The 20,090-nt window shown below is 34.2% G+C and carries 24 protein-coding genes and 1 pseudogene; 20 read left to right on the forward strand and 5 right to left on the reverse strand.

What is annotated here, in order from left to right; translation table 11 throughout:
- Positions 1 to 5: 5 nt before the first annotated feature.
- The 8 genes from Q5Y73_RS09570 to Q5Y73_RS09605 all read left to right on the forward strand — a co-directional run bounded on the left by Q5Y73_RS09570 (position 6) and on the right by Q5Y73_RS09605 (position 10,417).
- Positions 6 to 5,132, forward strand: a complete 5,127-nt coding sequence (locus tag Q5Y73_RS09570) for a hypothetical protein (RefSeq protein WP_305991669.1) — start codon at positions 6 to 8, stop codon at positions 5,130 to 5,132.
- Positions 5,133 to 5,134: 2 nt separating this feature from the next.
- Positions 5,135 to 5,995 (forward strand): hypothetical protein, encoded by an 861-nt coding sequence (locus Q5Y73_RS09575; RefSeq protein WP_305991670.1) that lies wholly within the window; start codon positions 5,135 to 5,137, stop codon positions 5,993 to 5,995.
- The gene (locus Q5Y73_RS09580; RefSeq protein WP_305991671.1) at positions 5,995 to 6,132 is read left to right on the forward strand and encodes an XkdX family protein; all 138 of its coding nucleotides are present in this window, start codon (positions 5,995 to 5,997) and stop codon (positions 6,130 to 6,132) included. The genes Q5Y73_RS09575 and Q5Y73_RS09580 overlap by 1 nt, the downstream gene beginning before the upstream one ends.
- A gap of 48 nt (positions 6,133 to 6,180) precedes the next feature.
- The gene (locus tag Q5Y73_RS09585; RefSeq protein ID WP_305991672.1) at positions 6,181 to 8,580 is read left to right on the forward strand and encodes a phage tail protein; all 2,400 of its coding nucleotides are present in this window, start codon (positions 6,181 to 6,183) and stop codon (positions 8,578 to 8,580) included.
- Between the two features lie 43 nt (positions 8,581 to 8,623).
- Complete coding sequence (locus Q5Y73_RS09590) at positions 8,624 to 8,917, forward strand: hypothetical protein (protein WP_305991673.1); 294 nt, start codon at positions 8,624 to 8,626, stop codon at positions 8,915 to 8,917.
- 71 nt (positions 8,918 to 8,988) lie between these two features.
- Positions 8,989 to 9,393 carry a phage holin family protein gene (locus tag Q5Y73_RS09595; RefSeq protein WP_305991674.1) on the forward strand — a complete coding sequence of 135 codons (405 nt, stop codon included), beginning with the start codon at positions 8,989 to 8,991 and terminating at the stop codon, positions 9,391 to 9,393.
- Positions 9,393 to 10,175, forward strand: a complete 783-nt coding sequence (locus tag Q5Y73_RS09600) for a peptidoglycan recognition protein family protein (RefSeq protein ID WP_305991675.1) — start codon at positions 9,393 to 9,395, stop codon at positions 10,173 to 10,175. The genes Q5Y73_RS09595 and Q5Y73_RS09600 overlap by 1 nt, the downstream gene beginning before the upstream one ends.
- Before the next feature lie 2 nt (positions 10,176 to 10,177).
- Positions 10,178 to 10,417 carry a hypothetical protein gene (locus Q5Y73_RS09605; RefSeq protein WP_305991676.1) on the forward strand — a complete coding sequence of 80 codons (240 nt, stop codon included), beginning with the start codon at positions 10,178 to 10,180 and terminating at the stop codon, positions 10,415 to 10,417.
- A gap of 292 nt (positions 10,418 to 10,709) precedes the next feature.
- On the opposite strand, the gene Q5Y73_RS09610 is transcribed toward Q5Y73_RS09605, so the two are convergent.
- Both Q5Y73_RS09610 and Q5Y73_RS09615 read right to left on the reverse strand, forming a co-directional pair.
- Entirely contained in the window at positions 10,710 to 10,952 is a 243-nt protein-coding gene (locus Q5Y73_RS09610) for a DNA-binding protein (RefSeq protein WP_305991677.1), read from the reverse strand.
- Positions 10,953 to 11,605: 653 nt separating this feature from the next.
- Positions 11,606 to 11,830 carry a helix-turn-helix domain-containing protein gene (locus Q5Y73_RS09615; RefSeq protein WP_305991678.1) on the reverse strand — a complete coding sequence of 75 codons (225 nt, stop codon included), beginning with the start codon at positions 11,828 to 11,830 and terminating at the stop codon, positions 11,606 to 11,608.
- Between the two features lie 193 nt (positions 11,831 to 12,023).
- Here Q5Y73_RS09615 and Q5Y73_RS09620 point away from each other — a divergent pair, with 193 nt between their 5' ends.
- The 5 genes from Q5Y73_RS09620 to Q5Y73_RS09640 are packed head-to-tail and all read left to right on the forward strand — an operon-like array spanning position 12,024 to position 14,009.
- Positions 12,024 to 12,860 (forward strand): ParM/StbA family protein, encoded by an 837-nt coding sequence (locus Q5Y73_RS09620; RefSeq protein WP_305991679.1) that lies wholly within the window; start codon positions 12,024 to 12,026, stop codon positions 12,858 to 12,860.
- Positions 12,847 to 13,065 (forward strand): hypothetical protein, encoded by a 219-nt coding sequence (locus Q5Y73_RS09625; RefSeq protein ID WP_305991680.1) that lies wholly within the window; start codon positions 12,847 to 12,849, stop codon positions 13,063 to 13,065. Before Q5Y73_RS09620 ends, Q5Y73_RS09625 begins: the two co-directional genes overlap by 14 nt.
- A 16-nt stretch (positions 13,066 to 13,081) precedes the next feature.
- Positions 13,082 to 13,228, forward strand: coding sequence for a hypothetical protein (locus tag Q5Y73_RS09630; RefSeq protein ID WP_305991681.1), 147 nt, complete (start codon positions 13,082 to 13,084; stop codon positions 13,226 to 13,228).
- A 48-nt stretch (positions 13,229 to 13,276) separates the two neighbouring features.
- A complete protein-coding gene (locus Q5Y73_RS09635; protein WP_305991682.1) occupies positions 13,277 to 13,558 on the forward strand; it encodes a hypothetical protein in 282 nt (93 codons plus the stop codon).
- The gene (locus Q5Y73_RS09640) at positions 13,551 to 14,009 is read left to right on the forward strand and encodes a hypothetical protein (protein ID WP_305991683.1); all 459 of its coding nucleotides are present in this window, start codon (positions 13,551 to 13,553) and stop codon (positions 14,007 to 14,009) included. The genes Q5Y73_RS09635 and Q5Y73_RS09640 overlap by 8 nt, the downstream gene beginning before the upstream one ends.
- Before the next feature lie 37 nt (positions 14,010 to 14,046).
- Here the strand turns inward: Q5Y73_RS09640 and Q5Y73_RS09645 are convergent, their stop codons facing one another.
- Positions 14,047 to 14,487, reverse strand: coding sequence for a hypothetical protein (locus tag Q5Y73_RS09645; RefSeq protein WP_305991684.1), 441 nt, complete (start codon positions 14,485 to 14,487; stop codon positions 14,047 to 14,049).
- 215 nt (positions 14,488 to 14,702) lie between these two features.
- On the opposite strand from Q5Y73_RS09645, the gene Q5Y73_RS09650 reads away from it, so the two are divergent.
- From Q5Y73_RS09650 to Q5Y73_RS09665, 4 genes are read left to right on the forward strand one after another with little or no spacing between them, the layout of a single operon-like run.
- Positions 14,703 to 15,353, forward strand: a complete 651-nt coding sequence (locus tag Q5Y73_RS09650; RefSeq protein ID WP_305991685.1) for a hypothetical protein — start codon at positions 14,703 to 14,705, stop codon at positions 15,351 to 15,353.
- Entirely contained in the window at positions 15,350 to 15,868 is a 519-nt protein-coding gene (locus Q5Y73_RS09655; RefSeq protein WP_305991686.1) for an accessory gene regulator B family protein, read from the forward strand. The genes Q5Y73_RS09650 and Q5Y73_RS09655 overlap by 4 nt, the downstream gene beginning before the upstream one ends.
- Complete coding sequence (locus Q5Y73_RS09660; protein WP_305991687.1) at positions 15,865 to 15,993, forward strand: hypothetical protein; 129 nt, start codon at positions 15,865 to 15,867, stop codon at positions 15,991 to 15,993. The genes Q5Y73_RS09655 and Q5Y73_RS09660 overlap by 4 nt, the downstream gene beginning before the upstream one ends.
- 1 nt (position 15,994) lies before the next feature.
- Positions 15,995 to 16,426 carry a LytTR family transcriptional regulator DNA-binding domain-containing protein gene (locus Q5Y73_RS09665; RefSeq protein ID WP_305991688.1) on the forward strand — a complete coding sequence of 144 codons (432 nt, stop codon included), beginning with the start codon at positions 15,995 to 15,997 and terminating at the stop codon, positions 16,424 to 16,426.
- Positions 16,427 to 16,734: 308 nt separating this feature from the next.
- On the opposite strand, the gene Q5Y73_RS09670 is transcribed toward Q5Y73_RS09665, so the two are convergent.
- Positions 16,735 to 16,947: a helix-turn-helix domain-containing protein gene (locus Q5Y73_RS09670; RefSeq protein WP_305991689.1), complete on the reverse strand. Its 213-nt coding sequence runs from the start codon at positions 16,945 to 16,947 to the stop codon at positions 16,735 to 16,737.
- Between the two features lie 235 nt (positions 16,948 to 17,182).
- On the opposite strand from Q5Y73_RS09670, the gene Q5Y73_RS09675 reads away from it, so the two are divergent.
- From Q5Y73_RS09675 to Q5Y73_RS09685, 3 genes and pseudogenes are all read left to right on the forward strand, one after another.
- A complete protein-coding gene (locus tag Q5Y73_RS09675) occupies positions 17,183 to 17,326 on the forward strand; it encodes a hypothetical protein (protein WP_305991690.1) in 144 nt (47 codons plus the stop codon).
- 26 nt (positions 17,327 to 17,352) lie between these two features.
- Positions 17,353 to 17,739 (forward strand): annotated as a pseudogene (locus tag Q5Y73_RS09680) (manganese catalase family protein); the annotation flags it as partial.
- A 230-nt stretch (positions 17,740 to 17,969) separates the two neighbouring features.
- Complete coding sequence (locus tag Q5Y73_RS09685) at positions 17,970 to 18,854, forward strand: DUF1028 domain-containing protein (protein WP_305991691.1); 885 nt, start codon at positions 17,970 to 17,972, stop codon at positions 18,852 to 18,854.
- Between the two features lie 82 nt (positions 18,855 to 18,936).
- On the opposite strand, the gene Q5Y73_RS09690 is transcribed toward Q5Y73_RS09685, so the two are convergent.
- The gene (locus Q5Y73_RS09690; protein WP_305991692.1) at positions 18,937 to 20,052 is read right to left on the reverse strand and encodes a signal peptidase I; all 1,116 of its coding nucleotides are present in this window, start codon (positions 20,050 to 20,052) and stop codon (positions 18,937 to 18,939) included.
- Between the last annotated feature and the right edge of the window lie 38 nt (positions 20,053 to 20,090).

A 20,090-nucleotide genomic window follows, 5' to 3' on the forward strand; every position in this document is an offset into this window, starting at 1 on the left:
ATAACTTGGCATATAAAACAATCAGTAATAAGTTGAACATTCAATTTGCTGAAGATATCAATGAAAACTTTGAACAAGTGGATCAAGATATAAAAAATTTGAAAAACCAACATGAAGGTGATAAACAAGAAGCAGATAACAAACAAACCGAACTTGATAACCGCCTTACTATTAGTCAAAGCAGTTTTGAATCAGAAATAAATCAATCTATTGAAAACCAACAATCAAGCTTAAATGAACGCATGACCGAAGTTGAACAAAAAGCAGCAGCTGATCAAACTGAATTAGATGAAAAGTTGACTGAAAGATTAGAAAATCACGAAAACAGCACAACAGCTCATAAAGCAGAAGATATTGAGTATAGCGGTTCAGTAACAGGAGCCGATGATGTAAAAAAAGCTTTAGAGTGGCTAAAAACACAAACAGACAACGTTATAGCTCAAGGTGGAAATGATAATACAGAAGTTGTTGATTTAAGACTTGGGGCAGATAATCAAGTCAGAGAGACAGCAGGAAATCTATCTCGTGAAATCCATCAAAAAACGATTGAACATGATGCACAAATCCCTGCTATTGCTCATGCAAAAGCCGAAATAGTGAGAAACTCAACTCACTCAGGTTTCTTGAATTTAAGCGATTTTGATTTAAGCGAACCAAATAAAATTAAGATTTTAAAGGATGAGGTTGCTTACGTAAATGGTTATGAAATTAAGATCCCAAAAGATACAGTCATAGAACTAGAAGAAGCACCAACAGAGGGATCAAGGGATGATCTTATATTTTTAGAAGCTTGGTTTGAAAATCAGTATGAATTGAGTTGGAGAATTAGAACGGTTGCAGGGGTGGATTTTAAGACTTATCCATCAGGTCTTGGAAGATACAATACAACTGTTCTAGTGCAGGGATCAAATTCAAGTGTGGTAAATTTTAATGCGGATTACTATAACTATTTTTACACTCCCCACGATTCAGAAATAACAGGTAATACAGGAAAAAATGCTCTTGCAGTAGATAAAGGCATATACGTTGCGGGTGATGGGACACAAGAATCAAAAGGCCTACTCCAAACAGCAGACGGTTATGTCTATGCTATCCCTATGTTTCGTATAAAACGTCGAAGCAGCGGTGGATATAGCGTTGAGAATGTGAATGGGGCTAGGGAGTATGTGCGTTTTTCAGTACAATATGGAGAATATGACACAGGGGACACACAAACAATTATAGTTCATACGAATGTAGAGAAATTGAAAGTTGGAGATAAGTTAAATTTTAGGGATGGGGACAAAACCTTTTTTACGATATTAGAAATAAACGGTTCTGATGTAACTGTATTCGTAAATGAAGGAACATACACAGCAGGGTCACCAACTCTTACTGATAACTTTAATACGATACCAGATCGTCCAGACAACTTATATTACAACATCATAGATCAACGTGACATCATAGACCTAAGACACAAAGTTAGCTTAATAGGTGTAGATTACAATAAAGTCATGAACGAAGAATTTAACCGTTTATTGAGTGGGGAAAACGGGAATGTTGAGATGGTTAAAGAGTATTTTGGATTGCAGAAAGCACCGAGTTATGCTGAGGTACAGCAAGATAGTTATCCTTATGTGGTTGAGAATTTAGCACCACCAATGACCGATGTTAACTATGGTAATACTAGCTTTGGTTCAGGAAGTAATTTAGAAAATACGTGGATTGATGGAAGATTGAGGGTTTGGAATAACGATCAAAGTTATTATGGAAGAGGATTTAAAATTCCAATAACAGCAGGAAAGGAATACACATTTTCGGCAAAAAGCAACCATAATGGAAGAACTCCTAAAATAAGCTTACACAATGAACCTACTGACTTAAATAACAATTTGTATGCCAATAAACAGGTTCCTTCTGAATGGAGCTATACATTTACAGCGGTAAGTGACTATTTATATGTTCTATTCAAACAATCTTCATCTAATCGTGATGACTTCGTTGAATTTTGGGATATTCAAATTACAAAAGGTAATCAACCTAATCCAATATTTGTTCCAAGTGGCAAATGGTATCTACCATACGATTACGCAAATCAAGATACTAACACACGTTTTGATCTAACAGACCAAAAACGTACCCTTTCCGATGCTCAAACCTCTCAAAAAGTGTCGGATAAAATAGAAGTTTTATCCAACGAGCATTTACCTCATATTGAGGTTATGCAAAGCGTTGAAGGTGTTTGGACAGCAGGAGATACGATTACGGTTAAATGCAAAGATGGGATAGTGAGTGGTGTGATAGATGAAGATACTGCTTTAGCAAAACTCTTAGAAACACCTTCTAACACAACAATAATTGTCGATGATGTCAGTAAATTAACTGTTGGAGATAAGATAAAAGCTTATACTTTTGGGTGGTCTACTCCTAGTGCAGATGTAAGCATTGTTTCTATTGATTCTAATACAAATACAGTAACAATTAGTTCTTCGTTAATCGGATGGCTTAGTTCTTCTGATAGAACTTATATAATAGAAACCACAGCAGACACATCAACACCAAACGTCAAAGCTGACGGAATAAACGGAACATGGTCAGATTTAGCAACAAGTGAAGCAACATACACCATAGACACAGTACCAGCGGACAACACAGCAGATATTTTGATTGAGTACAGTGTTAACTATGCAGGAGGACAAGGAATTGAACATGTACCAACACAAGTTTTACAAGGTGAAGTGAATGGACAGAAGTTAGTTAAAAATGATGATGATGGGATTGTGACGATTAGGGCTAATTTTGAGGGGAAAAATCAAGGCGATACAGACTTAAATCCTCATAAAGCATATAGAGGTGGTGAAATTCACCTTAAATCTCCCGATCAATTTACTGCTGAAATGCCTACTAACGATAGTTGGGCAGGGTATAATAACTTATTACAACTAAATTCAAATACAGCAAATACACAATATTCTTCAGATGGGGAAATTCCACAACAACTGTTCTCCTTCAACATCCTCCGAGCCATCCAAGATAAACTAGGTGAAGGATTTTTTGAAGGTTGCGTGACGATTGAGGATAAGGTGCAGAGGGCAAAGGATGGAATTTATAAATTCAGTATAGAATGGTACGGCTATGGTGAAAATCCTAACGGTAATACAGCAAACCTAAAAATGTTCAGAACGGATACAAACGATTATAATTCAGCTTTAGCGACACATTCATCCAGTATAGTTTCTATGCTCAATATAGGTATTGTGGAAACTAATTCAACAAATAAAATATCTAATGCTATAGATCAAAACGGTTTTGTCCACTTCCTAGCCTACACTGATCCAAGTGACGGAGTAACCCCAAGCACCATTTACACTGATTACGTAGAGTTAGAATTACAAATTGATGTATCAGAACTTGGATATGATGTGTTAGTTCCTGAAGAACCGTTTCCAGTGTTGAGTGAGAATTTATTGACTCAGAATCAAGCGTTTCCTGTGGATTTGGATGGATTCTCTACAAATTATGCTCAGAATATTACCATTGACTCACTTGGAATATTGAAAGTTGAAACTAATGATACGCTTAGTTATGGGGGAACACAAACGGACTACTATAAGGTTGAACCAAACACGTATTACACAGCATCTGTATGGCTTAAAGGGGATTCAACAAAAGTTAACTTAGCACTTGCTTTTTACAACGATTCACACATTAGCAGTTATAATGGAGACATGTACGATTTAAACGCTGAATGGACACAGTACGTATTTTCAGCGTTGAGTCCAAATGATACAACTAGACTTAGGTTTGATATTTTAGGACGAGAAAAACAATCAACAACTATGTACCTCAAAAACCTAAAACTAGAAAAAGGCATCAATCCTAACCCAACATGGACACCAGGACGAAAATCTAAACAGACGTTAAACTATCTCGGTAAAACAATTAGGGATAACCAAACGATACCTCACAAGTTATACTCAAAAAGTGTAGCAGACATATCAACGCTTACACCACAAGACTTTTCAGATGCTGATGAAGTATCACAATTTGACTATGACAACATAGGCAAGCAAAACGGTGTACTATTGTCAAAGTCAACAAATATAACTGGTGAAACAATGTGCTTGATTGCTGAGTTTGATTTATCAAAAGATAATCTATCACTTAGCAACCTAAAAGAATTACTCCGTAAAATCACCGTTTTATCGGTTGCCAGTGGTGAAGGTGATAATGATGGATTAACTTATGGGTTAACAATGAGTATTTGGGATAGTATAGCTGAGGAATGGTGGGTAGGAACTAACAAAACTAATTCAGATAATTTACCGTCTACAATTTCACAAAGTCTTAATAGAGTGGATGATGATGGATCTAGTTTTTACAATGTATATCGTAAAATTACCAACAATCAAAAAGTTTACATCTTAGTCCATAGCACTCACCCAGCATCAGCAGATAATGACAGCATCGTATACACCGACTATATCAAACTAGATGTTGAACTATCTGAGGAAGTGGACTATCAAAAAGCTAATGTAATCAAAGTCCGTAAGGAAACCAAAGAAATTAAAATGGAATATCCGATTACAAGCCACAGAACAGGCGTGACCGACAATGTGGCTCTTTGGTATGAGTATGTTCCGTATGTAGGGTTAGATACTAAAGAGGGGAAAGTATTAGCTACTTCAGACTTTGTACTAGTGACTAATAGAGGTACAGGCTTATATGTAGAAGATGAAATAAACTTCTCTGATAATGGGAATATAATAACTACCTACTTACCTAAAGGCAGTGATATTAGCGATCATTTATTTTTGAATGAAATCATTAAATTAACTAGTCCGACATCTGGAACAAGTGGTCTTATGCCTACTGTAATGCTACCTATTATAAATTCATATAGATTATCAAACAATGCTTTCATAGGAGATACAACCAAAGACTTACCATCTGTATACACTGAAGATTTGGCATCTGCTATTCCGCATTTGGGGGTACTATATGGACTAGTTAATATAGAAGGGGAAATCTATCTTCGTATTAAAACAAATTATAGAACCGATACAATTGTTATAACAGGGGCATCAAGCTCAGAATCTGATACAGCAGATTACAAAGTTAAAGGCAACATCTTAATCAAGGAGGTGTAAAGTTGGATAAAGTAATCATAAGCAGATCAACTAAAAAGGTTGTGGCTCTGAATAGGAGTCCACAGCCTTTTGAATATGCAGTCGAAAATGTTTATACCGAAGGTGCAACGAAAACAATCCATCATAACGAACAGCATCAGAAGTTTGACGATGAAGGTAATACGTTATATCTCCTTCCTCAACCGCAAATAGAAATCAATGAAACATTCACAAAAACAATAGAAACTACTGAAATTACAGACGATCCAGTTATGACGATTCAAACGGTTCAAATACCTAAACTTGACGATGATGGCAACCAAAAAACATATGAAAAGACGGTTAGAGGTGAAACTGTTGAAGTCACCGAGGATCCAGTAATTGATCGAATCTATAATGAAGAAACCGAAGAATACGAAGAGATTCACAAAACAGATGAGGATGGAAATTCCCTCTATTGGGGGCAAGTACCTACTGGTCAAATGATTCCTATGTTTACAACCCAACAAGTCGAAGTCCATAAGTCGGATGAAGCAGGAAACCAACTCTATTACAAAACATTTGAGGAAATTACTACAACCTATGAAGATCAACCACCCCTTGAAATTATAGAGGATCATGAAGAATGGACAGAAGAACTAGAACTTGCCTTTGAAGAAAAACAGGTTCCAGAAGTAGTAAGCTTTAAAACTCATATGACTGAGTTTGATGAAAATGACATATTTGAAATTCAATCAAGACCTGTACCAAAAAGTGAAACTGATATTTTAGGTGAGCAGATCGTGGAAAAGGACATTCAAATTATGCAGGTAGAAAGTTTGAATCAAACACTAGGACAGCAGATTGTTGAACTTGATATTAGATTGATGCAAGGAGGGCTATAATGACTAACTTTGAACGAGTAAAAATGTACTTTGAGAAAGGTTGGGCGACAATCCAACAAGTGAAGCTTTATGTACAGTTTGAGAGGATTACTGAAACTGAGTTTTTAGAGATTACTGGAGAAGAATACGTTGAGTAATCATCCAATAAAACACAGAATTTATGGGATAAAAAGTGAGGTGAGTAAATGGATAGTGATAAATACTTAATTGTGCTTGATAGACAAGAGAAGCCTTTAGGTTACTTAACAAAAGCAATAAATGTAGAAGTGAGGGAGCGCCTTAATCAAGAGGTGCTTCTTTCTTTTGAAATCCCACTAGATGATGATGAAACAAACCATCTTGAACATGAAGGGTATATCACTTGTGAAAGTAAAAAATACATTATAAAAAGTATTGAGCCATCATCTAATCAATCAACTAGATATCAAGTGCAATGTACACATGTATATATCGAGATGCTTGATGAATACATTGACCGAACAATTGAGTTAATACCCGGCACTTGCCAAGAAGCAGCTGAAGAAATATTACTAGATTCTGAGTTTACTCTTAGTCATGTTGACGTATCTGGATCAAAAGATATTGAAATCTCTGAAATATCCGTTTTAAAGGCGTTACAAAACATTCGTGAAAAATGGGACTGTGATCTATGGTTTAATAATCGGAATGTTTATTTAGGTAAAAAAGGGATAAATAAAGGGGTTGAAATCCGATATGGCAAAAATCTGAAAGCTCTTAGGAGTCCATCATCTTCAAACGATGTCATTACAAGACTCTATATTTATGGTCAAGATGGATTAACGATTGAGAGTGAAAATAACGGTCTGAAGTACATTGATTCACCTAATATCGGTTTGTACCGTAAACCAAAAATAGCAAGCGTTAAGTTAAACGATATTACCGATCCAGTAGAGTTGCTAGAAGAAGGGGCGAAGTATTTAAGGAAACATGACACGATCCAAGTTTCATATCAAGTTGATTTTGTTGAACTAGCCAAGCAAGGATATGAAGGTGAGGACATCGAGTTAGGGGATGAATTGACACTCACTCATTTACCACTTAATTTACAAACCATAGGGGCGAGAGTTGTTGAATATGTCCGTTATCCATTTGCACCTAAGCTTGGGTATATCACTTTATCATCATTCGTAGAGAGCACCATTGATGACTATGTGAGTTTGAAAAAAAGACAGGGAAGTTTTGAGGAATATTCGGATAAAAGGAATGTTGAATACTCAGAGACAAAGAAGAAAGTTGATAATGGCGAAATCTATATCAAAGATAAATATGGTCAAGTTGTGGTTAATGAAGAAGGTTTAAATTTAGAGGAAATTGCAGGCTTTGGTATTATCCAAGGTGGAACAATTAGCATAGAAAACAGGAGTCAGGAACCTGTAATTACTACCACAGTAACATCTACTAATAACAACGTGTTTAATGATGAAATCTTAACTCTGGCAGATACAAGTGGATTACCTGAGTCTTATAGTGGAAAGGATTATTTCATTAGAATACCAATCGATGAAGATTTCTATATTGAACCACATGATCGTGTATTTAGTGGAGGGATTATTGGTAGACTGACAGAGAATTTTTTTGTTACGTGGACGGGGAAGAATGGAAATAAACTGACTGGAGCAAAAATTTACTGGCAAAGCATATTTGATTCAAGCCATACACTGAGATTGACTAGAATACGTTCAGGACTTACATTTAGTAAATTCGTAAGACCAAGAGCTGATGTTGTTGTTTCAGATATGGCTGTTATTATGCCTAATCAATCTAAACATGTTATACAGGGGAAAAGGTTTGATAATCAATTATTTGGTTGTGGCATGTATGATTTTGATGGTTGGGAGTATAGAAAGCTATACGTTAATTCTGATTTAGAAATTAAATATGAATCAGAGGGAACCAGTGGCGGTGGATTGGAATACCCATCAAATCCTCCTGACGGTTCTCTTAGATTAGGGTATATGCTAGTAGGATATGGTTTTGAATCTCCTGACGGTGATCTAAGTATTGAAAAAACATATAATTCAGATGGAAGTCCCGCATTCAAAGAACGCATATACCATGATAATAGGTATAGGGATGAAAGGCTTATTAGAGCAAGTGACAACGAATTAGCTTTTGGTGGAACTCCTTATGGTAGCGAGATTATTAATGTGAACACTTCAAACTATCAGACATATTATATAAATCTTGGAAAAGGAAAAAGAAGCGCTAGTGTATCAATCACTAGAACTGATGGTTCAGAGTTTGATAATTATTCGTATGGTGCTAATTTAGTCATAGGACGGAAGGCGGCAAATAACGCAGATAATCTAGGGCGTTCTATATGGGGTACTTACGTTGATTCAAGCGGAAACGCTGGACAAGTCACTGGAAGGAGGCAGGATAACTATACACAGTATATCCTTGATTCGAAAGTGTTCGGTAAAAGTTACACGTATTTATATGATGCTGACTTAATGCCGCACCCTGAAGAACCAGAGACTATATCATTGAAACTTACGTTTTACAATCGTTCTTCATCAAGCACAGAAAACTTTGATTTAAAAATAACTTGGCATGCTTTATAGTAAAAATATGCTATAATATAGCTAAAAAAGGAAGGTGTGTTATTTGGAAGCTAAAAGCATTAATAGAATTGAAGTTTACAAGCAAAATACACTTTTACCTACATTTATAAAGTTATTTTTTTGTGCAGTTTGTTTACTAGGTTCATTTATTTTTCTTTTTCTTTTCTTTCCATTAGGTATTATAGGTTTCTTTTGCTCATTTGTTCCTTTTGCAATTCCAACAACAGCAGGAAATTATCAGTGTTCAGTTTGTGGGGAGAGAAATAATGTTCTTTCACGTGCAAAAAATATGAATTGTTCAAGATGCAAAGATTTTGTTGTTATCGATTGGGTTTAAATTATAAAAAATTAAATATTAAAACACTTCTCAAATTGAGGGGTGTTTTTTATTTGGGGGTGGATGAAAAAGTGGAGAGTACAATATTTAAAACTATAATAGCAACTCTTGGCTCTATAGGTTCTTATTTGTTTGGGGGATTAGATACATTACTTGAAGTTTTAGTTATTTTTGTATTGATTGATTTTTTATCTGGTCTTATAGCAGGAGGACTTGAAGGGGGACTAAAAAGTAAAAAAGGATTTAAAGGAATTGCTAGAAAGATCATGATATTTATTATGGTTGCAGCTGCACATCTAACAGATAGGGCAATAGGGGATCAACATTTAATACGTGATGCTGCTATCTTTTTATATTTAGGAAATGAGCTACTTTCTATAGTTGAAAATGCTGGACGGATAGGGATACCTGTTCCGTCCATTCTAATGAATGCAGTTGAGATTTTTAAAAACAAGAGTGGAAAGGAGGAAAAATAGTGACTTTTAAAAATAAATATTCAATTCATAAAAAATACCTCACTAGTAGCACAAAAAGAAGATCAGGAATCAAGATGCCGAAAGTGGGGTTTATTGTTGCTCATGATACAGGAAATGACGGATCAACAGCATTACAAAACATTTCTTATTACGAGAATACCAACAACGTCATGAGTGCTTCTGCACATATTTTTGTAGATGATACAGGGATATATGAATGTATTCCGTTGTTAACTGGAACACCAGAAAAAGCATGGCATGTGCTATATGAGAAACCTTTAGACAATCAATTGTTTGGGGATGATGCAAATGATATAGCTGCAGGAGTGGAACTTTGTTACTCACATCTAAGAGGGGGTATAAATAATGAAGAGTCATATAAACGCTATGTGTGGGTATTAGCTTTTATTTGCAACAAATTTGGACTAGATCCGACTACTAGTATAATAGGACACCATATTTTAGACCCTCAAAGGAAAACAGACCCACAAAACGCCTTATCTAAAATGGGGAAATCATATAACCAGTTATTACAAGATGTAGTCAAAGAATACTATGATTGTTTACCGAAGGAGGAAGTAATCATGAAATTAAAACAATGGCAAATAGAAATGGCTCACCAATCTATTGAAAACTTAAATGAAAAAGACTTGATTGATGAAGTTGATAAATGGAAAGAAAAAGTGAAGGACAAGCCTCAAGAGGTTTTGAATGACTTACCTTGGTTAATTTTCGTTTTGTTAGATCGATTATCAAATAAAACATTGGAAGGTGGAAATTAATTATGGATTTTCAAGTATACGATATTGCAATTGTACCGATTATAGTCGCATTAGTTCAGTTAGCAAAACAAATAGGTTTAAGTGTTAAGTATCAACCAGTATTATCCTTAATCTTAGGTGTAGTTACTGGTATTGTTTATGTAGCTCCATCTGATCCAAAACAAGCTATTTTAGTTGGTATTGTTATGGGTTTAGCCGCTAGTGGATTATGGAGTGGTGCTAAGAATATAGTACAGAAGTAAGTTTGTTCCCCACTGGCTTTAGGTAGCTGGTGGGGAAAATGGGATTATGATTCACCTTATAGATGAAAAAACAAAATAAATCCGCTATTTTCAGTGTCAATGTGTAAAATGACCTAATATAATAAAAGTGAGATCACTTCTAAGCGTTTATTTTCTTACACCTACGGAAAAGCTTCTCCATATAAGGAGGAGCTTTGTTTTATTTGTTTGAATAGGAATTTCAACCTCTTTATAAGGATGCAATTTTATTACAATATAATGCTGTTTTTTGCAAGTGGAAGAAATACCATCCTCATTCATAAGGACGGTATTTCTTCCTTAACTCCTCTAATTCCTTTTTTCGTTCCTCCAAGTGCTTCCTAAAAAATAGGGAACCCGATCTACTTGATTTGACCGGGTTAAGTTTCCCATTCTTGACTGATTGATTTATTGCCTGATTAGTACATCCCAAAAACTCTGCAGCTTCATTTACATATAGAAAGTTATCCTTCACAAATTCAAGTAGTTCTTCCTCTGAATTAAATTCGTATTTCAATATGTCACTTCCTCATTAGATACAGTTTATAGCCTGATGTGATGATCCATAAACCAACCGTAGATACGACAATGTAGTCTAACCATCTAGTGAAATCTATGCTGCTTAATACGGTGATAAACAAGATAAAGAACAATACATCAGTAGAATTGAATTTTTTCATAATTTTAGGCGGTTGTGATATACTTATATTAGGTGGGGAGGTTTCCCTCCCCTGTGGGTTAAGCGTCTCTCTGCTCAGGGGCGCTTTTTCTTTTTGTGCTCTTTTATGTCTAGTATAATCTTGTATGTACCGAGCACCGATGCGATGATTATAACTATATCTTTTATAAGTTCAACCACCGTCTATCCTCCTTTCCTCTTGATAATACTATTATAACACATCTATTTATAATTAACAATAGTTATTTGAGAATAATGTCCGATGGAATAGAAAATGGAATAATTTCAGGTTGATTTTGACAAAGAAAAAACCACTAACTTAAAAAGTCAGTGGTTCGGCTTCATCCCTAGTGAAACCATTTTCCATAAACAGCATACTAGTTTTGTCGGTGGTATGCAGTACAATACTAGTATATCAAATTTCTAATATTTTACAAATTGCAAAAGTCTTGTTTCTTACTAAGCTTCTTTTTACACATACATTTCCCCTTTCATAAATCCCAAAAATGATATGGCTTTTTATTCGGATCAGATACATTAACTACTCTCATTACCTTCTTTTTAATTGAAGTACCAGGAATGTAATCATCATTGGCACATATTTTACTTACTGTTTCTCTACTCACTTTTGAGATTTTAGCAAATTCAATTTGACTGTATGGCGATGAATCAAGCCACTTACCAAACTTTGTCCGATACTTACCTAATCCCCACATTTCTTAAAACTCCCTTTTAATTGTTTTTCTTCTTATCAAGCATTTTGGACAACCTTCAAAAAAAATATACTAGTTTGCCCAAAATTTTTGGCAACTTGGACAAGCAGCAGTACATAAGTATTAACCAAGTAATAAATATCTTTGAAAAATCAGAGAGTTTATTACCTCAGTATTACAGAAGAGGTGATGAGATTTGATTTTAGGTATTGATGCAGGAAACCATGAAGTAAAAGTGTTCGGAGAAAAAGGAGCAATGAAATTTTTTAGCGACATTGGAGAGTACAGAGAGAGGAGGCTTGAACAATCGTTTGGTGATGATGACATGATTTTTGAATATAAGGGGAGGAAAGGGTTTGCAGGAAGTTTGGCACGTAATGAAAGTGAATTTGGTGGTTCTATGATGGGAGACACAAAGGCTCATGAAGATGGAAAATTGAGAGTTTTATTAGCATTACATCGTTACTGTTCGGATAAAGAAAAAGTATATCTGGTTACTGGTCAACCAATTAAAAAACATCAAAGGGATGAAAAACAGAAAATAAAAGAAATGTTACTTGGAAGGCAAATAATTCAAGTCAATGGGGAGTCAAAATCATTTGTTTTAATGAATGTAGAAGTAGCTGCAGAAGGGAGTGCCTCATTTTGGTGTATTCCAAAACAAGGGAAAATAAGAATTATCGACATAGGAAGTTCAACTGTAAATTTAGCAACTATAAAAGACAGAAAATATATTGATAGGGATTCTGACACTTTACCTTTTGGAATGAACACTAATTTATCAAGTAGTAATGAAGCTATTGCGAGAGCGATTGCAGCAGAGACTTTAAAAAAGTGGGACTCTAAAGATGAATTATATCTTGCGGGAGGTATTGCTAGAGAGTTGCAACCTGAGTTTGAAAAGTATTACAGGAATGTAAATGTTATAAACCCAACATATAAAGCTGGGGCATCAACTAGAATGCTTCATCCGGTCTATGCAAATGCAGTAGGATTTTATCATTTAGCGAGGGGTGCTTATGCGAAAAGTTAAAAGTATGTCATTCAATTTAGCTGATCCATATGAAAAAGAATTAAATGAACATGCAAAGAAATTTACTAATTTCAGTGGTTATGTTAAAAGGTTGATACAACGTGATATGGAAGGGAATGCAATACATTTCCATCAACCAAAACAACAAGAAGTTACTACATATGAGGAGAACAACGATAAAAGTATTTTAATGGGATTCTTATAATTGGGAGGAATGTAAAATGAAACATCAATTAGTAAGGTTGTTAGAAGAAATACAAAAGGATGGTAAACCAGTGTATTTGACAGATGAAGGGTATACGGAACTACTCAAATTGATTGAATCACCAAACCTCTCCCCTATCCAAGAGGTTACTGTAACACTGTAACATTGTAACACCTTCAAATTTTGAAATTACTAAGGAGGGAGCAAAACGATGTTTAAAAAAGACAGTAGGGGAGTAGGGGGGAAAAAGGTAAATAGGGTTAATGTTTCCCTTTCCAATTTTGATTTCATAAACCTAAAAAGATTATCAATTTCATGTGACCAAAGGCACACTTCACTAGCTGAATTTATTATTACTACAGCTTTGAACGATCCGCAATTTGTGAGAAGCGTACAGGATAAATATAACGTTAATGAATTTTATAGAGTCACACCATACCTAGATCATCAAACTGGAAAAAGAGAATTATTAGGAGGTGGGGGAGTTGGGTAGATGTAAAGTATGTAACAATACACAAAAAATGATAGATCCATGTCCAGAGGAAGATTGCAAAGATGGTATTGCAAATGGGAGCAAATGTGATGTGTGCAAAGGGAAAGGATCGGTTTATAACCCTTGTAGGTATTGCTACTATAAAATCAAGCCATCTAAACGATTTTATGAAGATGAAATCGAAGATGATGAAGAAGAATACGAAGAAGAATTTAATTTTAAAAAGTTGTTTTGGGGTGTAGCTATATTTACAGCATTTTATTACTTTGTAGTACGTGATCCAGCAGCAGTTTCAACAATTGAAAATCAATATGAGATTATAAGTGTATACAAAGGAGCAATCCAAGCATACGATTCTAGTGGTAATATAGTTCAATTCTTTGATAATAATTTAGTCAATCAAGCTCTTAACGGTTCACTTAAACAAGGTGATGTTATTAAAGTAAAATAGCAATATAAAAACCCAGTCATTATTGATTGGGTTTAGTTCATTTAGGTTTTAACCATTGTCCATCTTTAGTGATAAACGATCCTTTAAACTCTCCTCTTTCAAGTCGTCTAACTATATTTTCCTCTGACGATATAAGAATATAACATAAGTCTTTTACAGTGTAATAATCATCCTCAGAAAAAGATTCAGGTGGTAATACAACTATCTTTTCAAATACATCCAAGAAGTGATTAATTGAAACAACGTCTTGTTTATCATTTATTTCTTGATAAGTCATCTGCATTATATCCCTAATGGATAATTTGCCATTATCCAAAAATGTTTGAATCATATTCATGGTGATTGACTTTCTATTCATATTGAATTCTCTAGGTAACATGATCAAAGGCTTTCTCCAATATGGATATTTAATCGCAACTACACTTTTTATAGATATATTACTAGATGAAGTTAAGAGTGTTCTAAGTTGTTGTGTCATTGAAACCCCTTTCTTTACTAAACTTACTTTCTCACAGTACATTGATAAAATTATAACATCATATGTAACAAATTTAATGTAGTAAAAAATGGGAAAATCATTGTAATATTTTACCTACTTAATTCGACAAATTATGACAAAATATGTATGGTCAAAACATTTGTTGGATGATATTATTTTAATATATATATAGATAAGATTGATTGGGGGAAAAAATGGACATATTTCTATACATAACCTTAGGTGTTGTTGACTCAATTTGCATCACTTTACTTGCATTTAGATTTTTTAGATGGCCCTATAAAGATTACATAGCAGAGATGTTAATATTAGCTACTATGGCATCGATGGCTTCATTTATTCTGCGAGTAGTCCTTTCATTCCCATTTATTGATATGGGGATTCAATTACTATTGTATATAATATTTTTTATTGTAGTTATACAAATAAAACCTAGTCGAGCTTTAGTGGTTGCGGTTTTCGGGTATCTCGCATTTATGGTTAATCAAATCATTATCATACTTATATTAAAGTTAGCAGATATAGTACAACTGCCTCATGCACATGCAACAGAAGGAGTAGAAATATATCTCATTCAAATAGCAAGCCAAATTTCATGCTTTGTATTAGCCTATGTTATGTATCGAAAAAGATTAGGATTTAGCTTCTGGTTAGTTCCACCTCATACGTTTTATATAAAAGATAAGACAGATTATAAATTAATAGTAATCACGTGGATTTCAATATTAATAGTGTCAGCTACTTTGTTTATTGTTTTTTATACTAATAACTTTTTTTGGTCTTTTATAGTAATTCCTTTATTTGTACTAATTTATTATGTTTCGCGAAATCGTGAATGGGAATGATAGAATTAATATCTTTAAGGATTGCGAGGGTGATCCACACAGCCAATGTAGAAGAAACAGAAGATGTTGAAACACTACAGTATTACCTATCTATTTACTTAACAAGTGTATTAATTGTGTTTTTCACATTAGGGATTGGTTATATAACTGGAACTTTTTATTTGACGTTACTAGGTTTGTTTTCATTTTGGTTATTACGAAAAGTGTCAGGTGGACTACATTTAACCTCATTGACTGGATGTGTATTCTTTTCAACTTTGTTGTTGTCATCATTACCACACTTGAGTCTAGGGAAAATAATTTTAGAGTTGAATATTATCAGTTTAATAATTGTTATATTGTTTTCGCCTAATTTTCACACTATAAGCATCAGCAATAAACGGAAAAAAACTTACAAATTTATTGCTATTATAATTGTTTTTGTATCAATGCTGTTGAACATTGAGGTCATTACAAAAGCTATCTTTATACAAGCTGTCACATTACTATCATTTAGAAGGGAGGGGTTCGAATGAGAAAAAAAGATATAGCAAGATTAGTTTCGAATCTACTTGTAAACAAAACTTCAAAAGCAAGTGATAAAAAGTTTGAGAAAGGTTTTTTTGGAAACCCTAAAAGACCTAAAAAGCTGGTGAAATAAATTGAAATTCCCACTAACACCAAGGTATAACACAAGAACAAGGAAAAAAGGTGAGGAAATAGAAATTATAGAGGTGGATATTAGGGAAATCAGATATGTTACCAGGGAAGGAAAAAAACTAATATTTCATCTTATAACAGGAGAATATTATGGAATATTCACTCTAGAAACTGCTCAGAAATGGCTAGAGAAATATGGGTTTAGGCGCTTGGATAATTCCAACTTGGTTAATATAGAAACGATAGAACATATTGATGAGGATTTGAATGTCCATTTTAAGAACATGGAATCAACTGCTGCTATATCAGTAGACTATTTAGTTAATTATGAAGAACTCGACCATTTGGTTAATGAAATTAATTCTAAATTTTTTTTAGAAATATTAAAAAATAGAGACAGAATAAAAAAGAAAAGAAAAAGACTATCACATTAAAAAGGATAGTCTTTTTTTTGGTGCATATTATATATGAATATAAAGTCAATGTAAAGAAAAATCGAGGGTCCCTACTTTTTCTTCTTATCGACAAATTTCGTATGGTATTATATTAATATCTTACTAGAAAAACCCAAAACATTGTAGAATATTGTAAGAAAGGTGTTCTTTGAAAATTGAAAAAGAGTTGAGAAAAAGTTAATGATATGATGAGGGAGGGAGATGTATAGAGGAAAGAAAAAAACTTAAGTGATGGATTAAGTTCACGTTTGGAAGGATGAGTAGAATTTCTACTCAATACCGCTTACCTATTCAAGTTCCCATTCGTAAAGGTCATCGATTGAACAGTTCAAAATCATAGAAGCTTCTTTTGCTTTTATCAGTGATAGAGTTGCCTTACCGCTGATGATTTGTGAGACAAAAGATTCTGAAAATCCTAATCGTTTCCCTAACTCTCTCTGAGTTGTACGATTAGCTTTTATGAGTTCAGGTAAGCGGCTCCTTCCGAAACGAAGAGCCATAGGTTACTCCTTGTAATAAAACTGTGCCCCTAGCTATTGCACCAACAATAATTTAGGGGAAAAAAGAAAAACAAACATACTTGTATTATATCTATTCCCTCTAGGTATTGTACACAGGGAACAAACGATCTGCTTTATACTGAAAACGTAATCACATAAGAACTTATGTTCGATTTTTGTTCGTGATTGGTGTATCATGGAAATAACATAATAAACATTAAAGGAGAATTTGTGAATGGCAGAAAAAAAGGTTATAGTCGAAAAAGTAGATATAGACAAAATTATCATTGCAGGAAATTATCCAGACGTAACTAAAGCAATTATTCTAGAAAAAATTAAAGAAATTAATCAATCACCTTACACAAAAAAAGTAGAATAAAAAAACAACACTGATAAAATTAGTGTACAAAAGAGTTTGCGCACTTAGAGATGATTGCTACTATGTTCTATAAGTTAACAAAAGATTGTACACCTAAACAATTAGAAGATGCAGGGTTAGCTCCTCATTATGTAGCACACGATCATGCCATTTTTTATACCGATGCCTCTGGGAATCCATTTACGGCAACCTATATTCAAGCAAAAGGAGATCCGATTGCCGATTTATACGAGGATATTGCGGCAGAAGAAAAAGCTAGAGCTACTTATCAGTGGTTAATTGACTTAACTGATGATGTGGATTTACAAGATAGCTTGAAATTTTTAAGAGAACGAGAAGTAATTCATTCACAGCGATTTCGTGAAGCTGTAGATATTTTGAAATTTGAGAGAGATAGAAAACAAGTGTTTTAGTACAGTACATGTAAAATGTTGTTGGCATGATTTCTTTACGAACTGCACCCCAATAGAAACATCCGGAGGTGCAGTTTTCATGTTTCATAACTTATGATCACATTGTGATATCAATAATTTCACATTTTACTTGTCATAATCGTTATGATATAAGTATAGAAAGTATAAATGTGGGACAAAAGATTGTTGTAGAAATCTAAAGAATAAGATGATGAAATGAGGTTTTATATATGAAAAATAAAGATCAAATCGTTGCTACTTTTTCAATTGTTGGTTTTGATCCAAAAACTAAGGAGTTGGGCATTGCTGTTCAATCAAAATTTTTAGGGGTTGGAGCGGTAGTTCCATGGGCAAAGGCTGGAGTTGGTGCAATTGCAACTCAATCTTTTGCTAATACCTCTTATGGACCTAAAGGTTTGGATTTGATGGCAAGTGGGAAAAGTGCACAAGAAACATTAGACTTATTAGTTTCAGACGATGAAGAACGTGGGTCTAGACAAGCAGGGATTGTAGATGCTAATGGTAATGCGGCTACTTTTACTGGGGACGATTGTTATGATTGGGCTGGAGGATTTGCTGGTCCAAATGTTGCTGTACAAGGAAATATTCTTGTAAATGAAAAAACAGTGGAAATGATGGTAGAAACTTTCAATAACAGTGAAGGTGAACTTTCTGAACGACTTTTAACTGCTTTAGATGCAGGGCAAAATGCAGGAGGGGATAGCCGAGGAAAGCAGTCTGCAGCATTGTTGGTTGTGAAAGAAAAAGGGGGATATGCGGGTTTTAATGACAGATATATTGACCTGCGTGTGGATGATCATCCGGAACCAATCAAAGAACTCATTCGTTTACATAAATTGCAGCAGTTATATTTTTCTAAAACGAAAGCGAATCATATTTTAGAGATCAAAGGGAAGATAAAAGAAGAGCTTACTTCTTTATTATCCAAATTAAATTATTTATCTTCTAAAGAAGTGAGCGATGTTCAGTTGAATCAAGCATTTAAAACCTTTATACATACAGAAAATTTTGAAGAGCGTGATTTAGGTAATGGGAAAATAGATAAAGAAGTATTGGAGTTTATGAAAAGTAAAGTGGGACAACTAAAGAATTAAGAAGGAAAAAAAGAATGTTGTTAATCAATTTTTATACTTTGAAAGGTCATGACAAACTGATTCATGACCTTTCTCATATTGTTTATTGAAAACTTAAATTTCTTTTGAAATCTCTTACTTTTTCATTCACACCTCGGATTGTTTTTCTGCGAAGCCGAGCATTAACAAGTGGAAATAACATCACGGGGAGACCTGGTACTAAAGAAACGGTGACCAAAGCCAGCCAGTAACTAATATTAGCTAATTTATGGATTAGACTTAAGGGTAAAAAGGGATAGAACACACCAATGTGAATTTTGGAATTATACTTTCCTGGGTTTTGCGCTCGAATTGTGACTTTTGTGTCTACCTCATCCCCTGGGTTTAAATGAAAATAAGAATGACTGAGTTCAAATTGATCATCTTTGCTTGTGACGGATACAAAGAGAGGAAAAAATCCTCCATTGTTTAAATCTACTAAATCTTTCGTATGCTCATCTCCAACCTTTAATACTCCAACACTACTTCCCATTAGTATCCCTTTACTTTGATCAGACACGTTATAGTTAAACGTCATAAACTTACTAGACATAACCATTGTAGTCAACATCATGACAGCAATAGTTAGACCACTAATAAAATATAGAAGGGGAACATCTAATTTACTAGGTTTCTTAGATTTTCTTTTCTTTCTTCGGTTAAAGATTTCATTTAATACAACATAAACAGTTAAACCTACAGCGATAAGCTGCAAGTTGGAGCTTTCAAAGTTCAACTCCTCAATCCATAGAGGAAGGTAGCCAACATAAGGAATAACTATTGGTTTTTCACCTATTTTTATAGTTTCGTTAACAATCCAATCCCTTTCAATTAGAGTAGAACCATCCTGCTGGTCTGTTCTTTCATTTGCATCCCCTTGTGTAATATATCCTTCTTCACTATTTCCTTCTATTAATCTATGAATGACCCATCCCTTAGAAGCAAGGGCACCTTTTTCAGCTTTAAAGATGGTAATATCTCCGATTTCAACTGAATCCTCTTCCCTCACTCTTTTTACTAATACCATATCCCCTCTTTCCATTAAAGGATACATGCTATTAGAGCGTATAACTGCTAGCAAAACTGGTTGTTTTAATATAGCTGAACCAATAGCAGAAAATAGAGTAAATGTAATCATAATTCCAAGTACAAGATAAACAAAACGTGAGATCCATTTCACGATCAATTTCCTCCTTATTGAATATTACTTTCTAAAAG

It is taken from the genome of Chengkuizengella axinellae (genome assembly GCF_030730905.1).
Taxonomy (GTDB): Bacteria; Bacillota; Bacilli; order Paenibacillales; family KCTC-33759; genus Chengkuizengella; species Chengkuizengella axinellae.

Bases quoted from the DNA above. Each gene is read 5' to 3' on its own strand.
- Q5Y73_RS09580 (WP_305991671.1), top strand. From the start codon at position 5,995: ATGACTAACTTTGAACGAGTAAAAATGTACTTTGAGAAAGGTTGGGCG.
- Q5Y73_RS09585 (WP_305991672.1), top strand. From the start codon at position 6,181: ATGGATAGTGATAAATACTTAATTGTGCTTGATAGACAAGAGAAGCCT.
- Q5Y73_RS09605 (WP_305991676.1), top strand. From the start codon at position 10,178: ATGGATTTTCAAGTATACGATATTGCAATTGTACCGATTATAGTCGCA.
- Q5Y73_RS09615 (WP_305991678.1), bottom strand. From the start codon at position 11,830: ATGTGGGGATTAGGTAAGTATCGGACAAAGTTTGGTAAGTGGCTTGAT.
- Q5Y73_RS09625 (WP_305991680.1), top strand. From the start codon at position 12,847: ATGCGAAAAGTTAAAAGTATGTCATTCAATTTAGCTGATCCATATGAA.
- Q5Y73_RS09630 (WP_305991681.1), top strand. From the start codon at position 13,082: ATGAAACATCAATTAGTAAGGTTGTTAGAAGAAATACAAAAGGATGGT.
- Q5Y73_RS09635 (WP_305991682.1), top strand. From the start codon at position 13,277: ATGTTTAAAAAAGACAGTAGGGGAGTAGGGGGGAAAAAGGTAAATAGG.
- Q5Y73_RS09645 (WP_305991684.1), bottom strand. From the start codon at position 14,487: ATGACACAACAACTTAGAACACTCTTAACTTCATCTAGTAATATATCT.
- Q5Y73_RS09650 (WP_305991685.1), top strand. From the start codon at position 14,703: ATGGACATATTTCTATACATAACCTTAGGTGTTGTTGACTCAATTTGC.
- Q5Y73_RS09655 (WP_305991686.1), top strand. From the start codon at position 15,350: ATGATAGAATTAATATCTTTAAGGATTGCGAGGGTGATCCACACAGCC.
- Q5Y73_RS09660 (WP_305991687.1), top strand. From the start codon at position 15,865: ATGAGAAAAAAAGATATAGCAAGATTAGTTTCGAATCTACTTGTAAAC.
- Q5Y73_RS09670 (WP_305991689.1), bottom strand. From the start codon at position 16,947: ATGGCTCTTCGTTTCGGAAGGAGCCGCTTACCTGAACTCATAAAAGCT.
- Q5Y73_RS09675 (WP_305991690.1), top strand. From the start codon at position 17,183: ATGGCAGAAAAAAAGGTTATAGTCGAAAAAGTAGATATAGACAAAATT.
- Q5Y73_RS09685 (WP_305991691.1), top strand. From the start codon at position 17,970: ATGAAAAATAAAGATCAAATCGTTGCTACTTTTTCAATTGTTGGTTTT.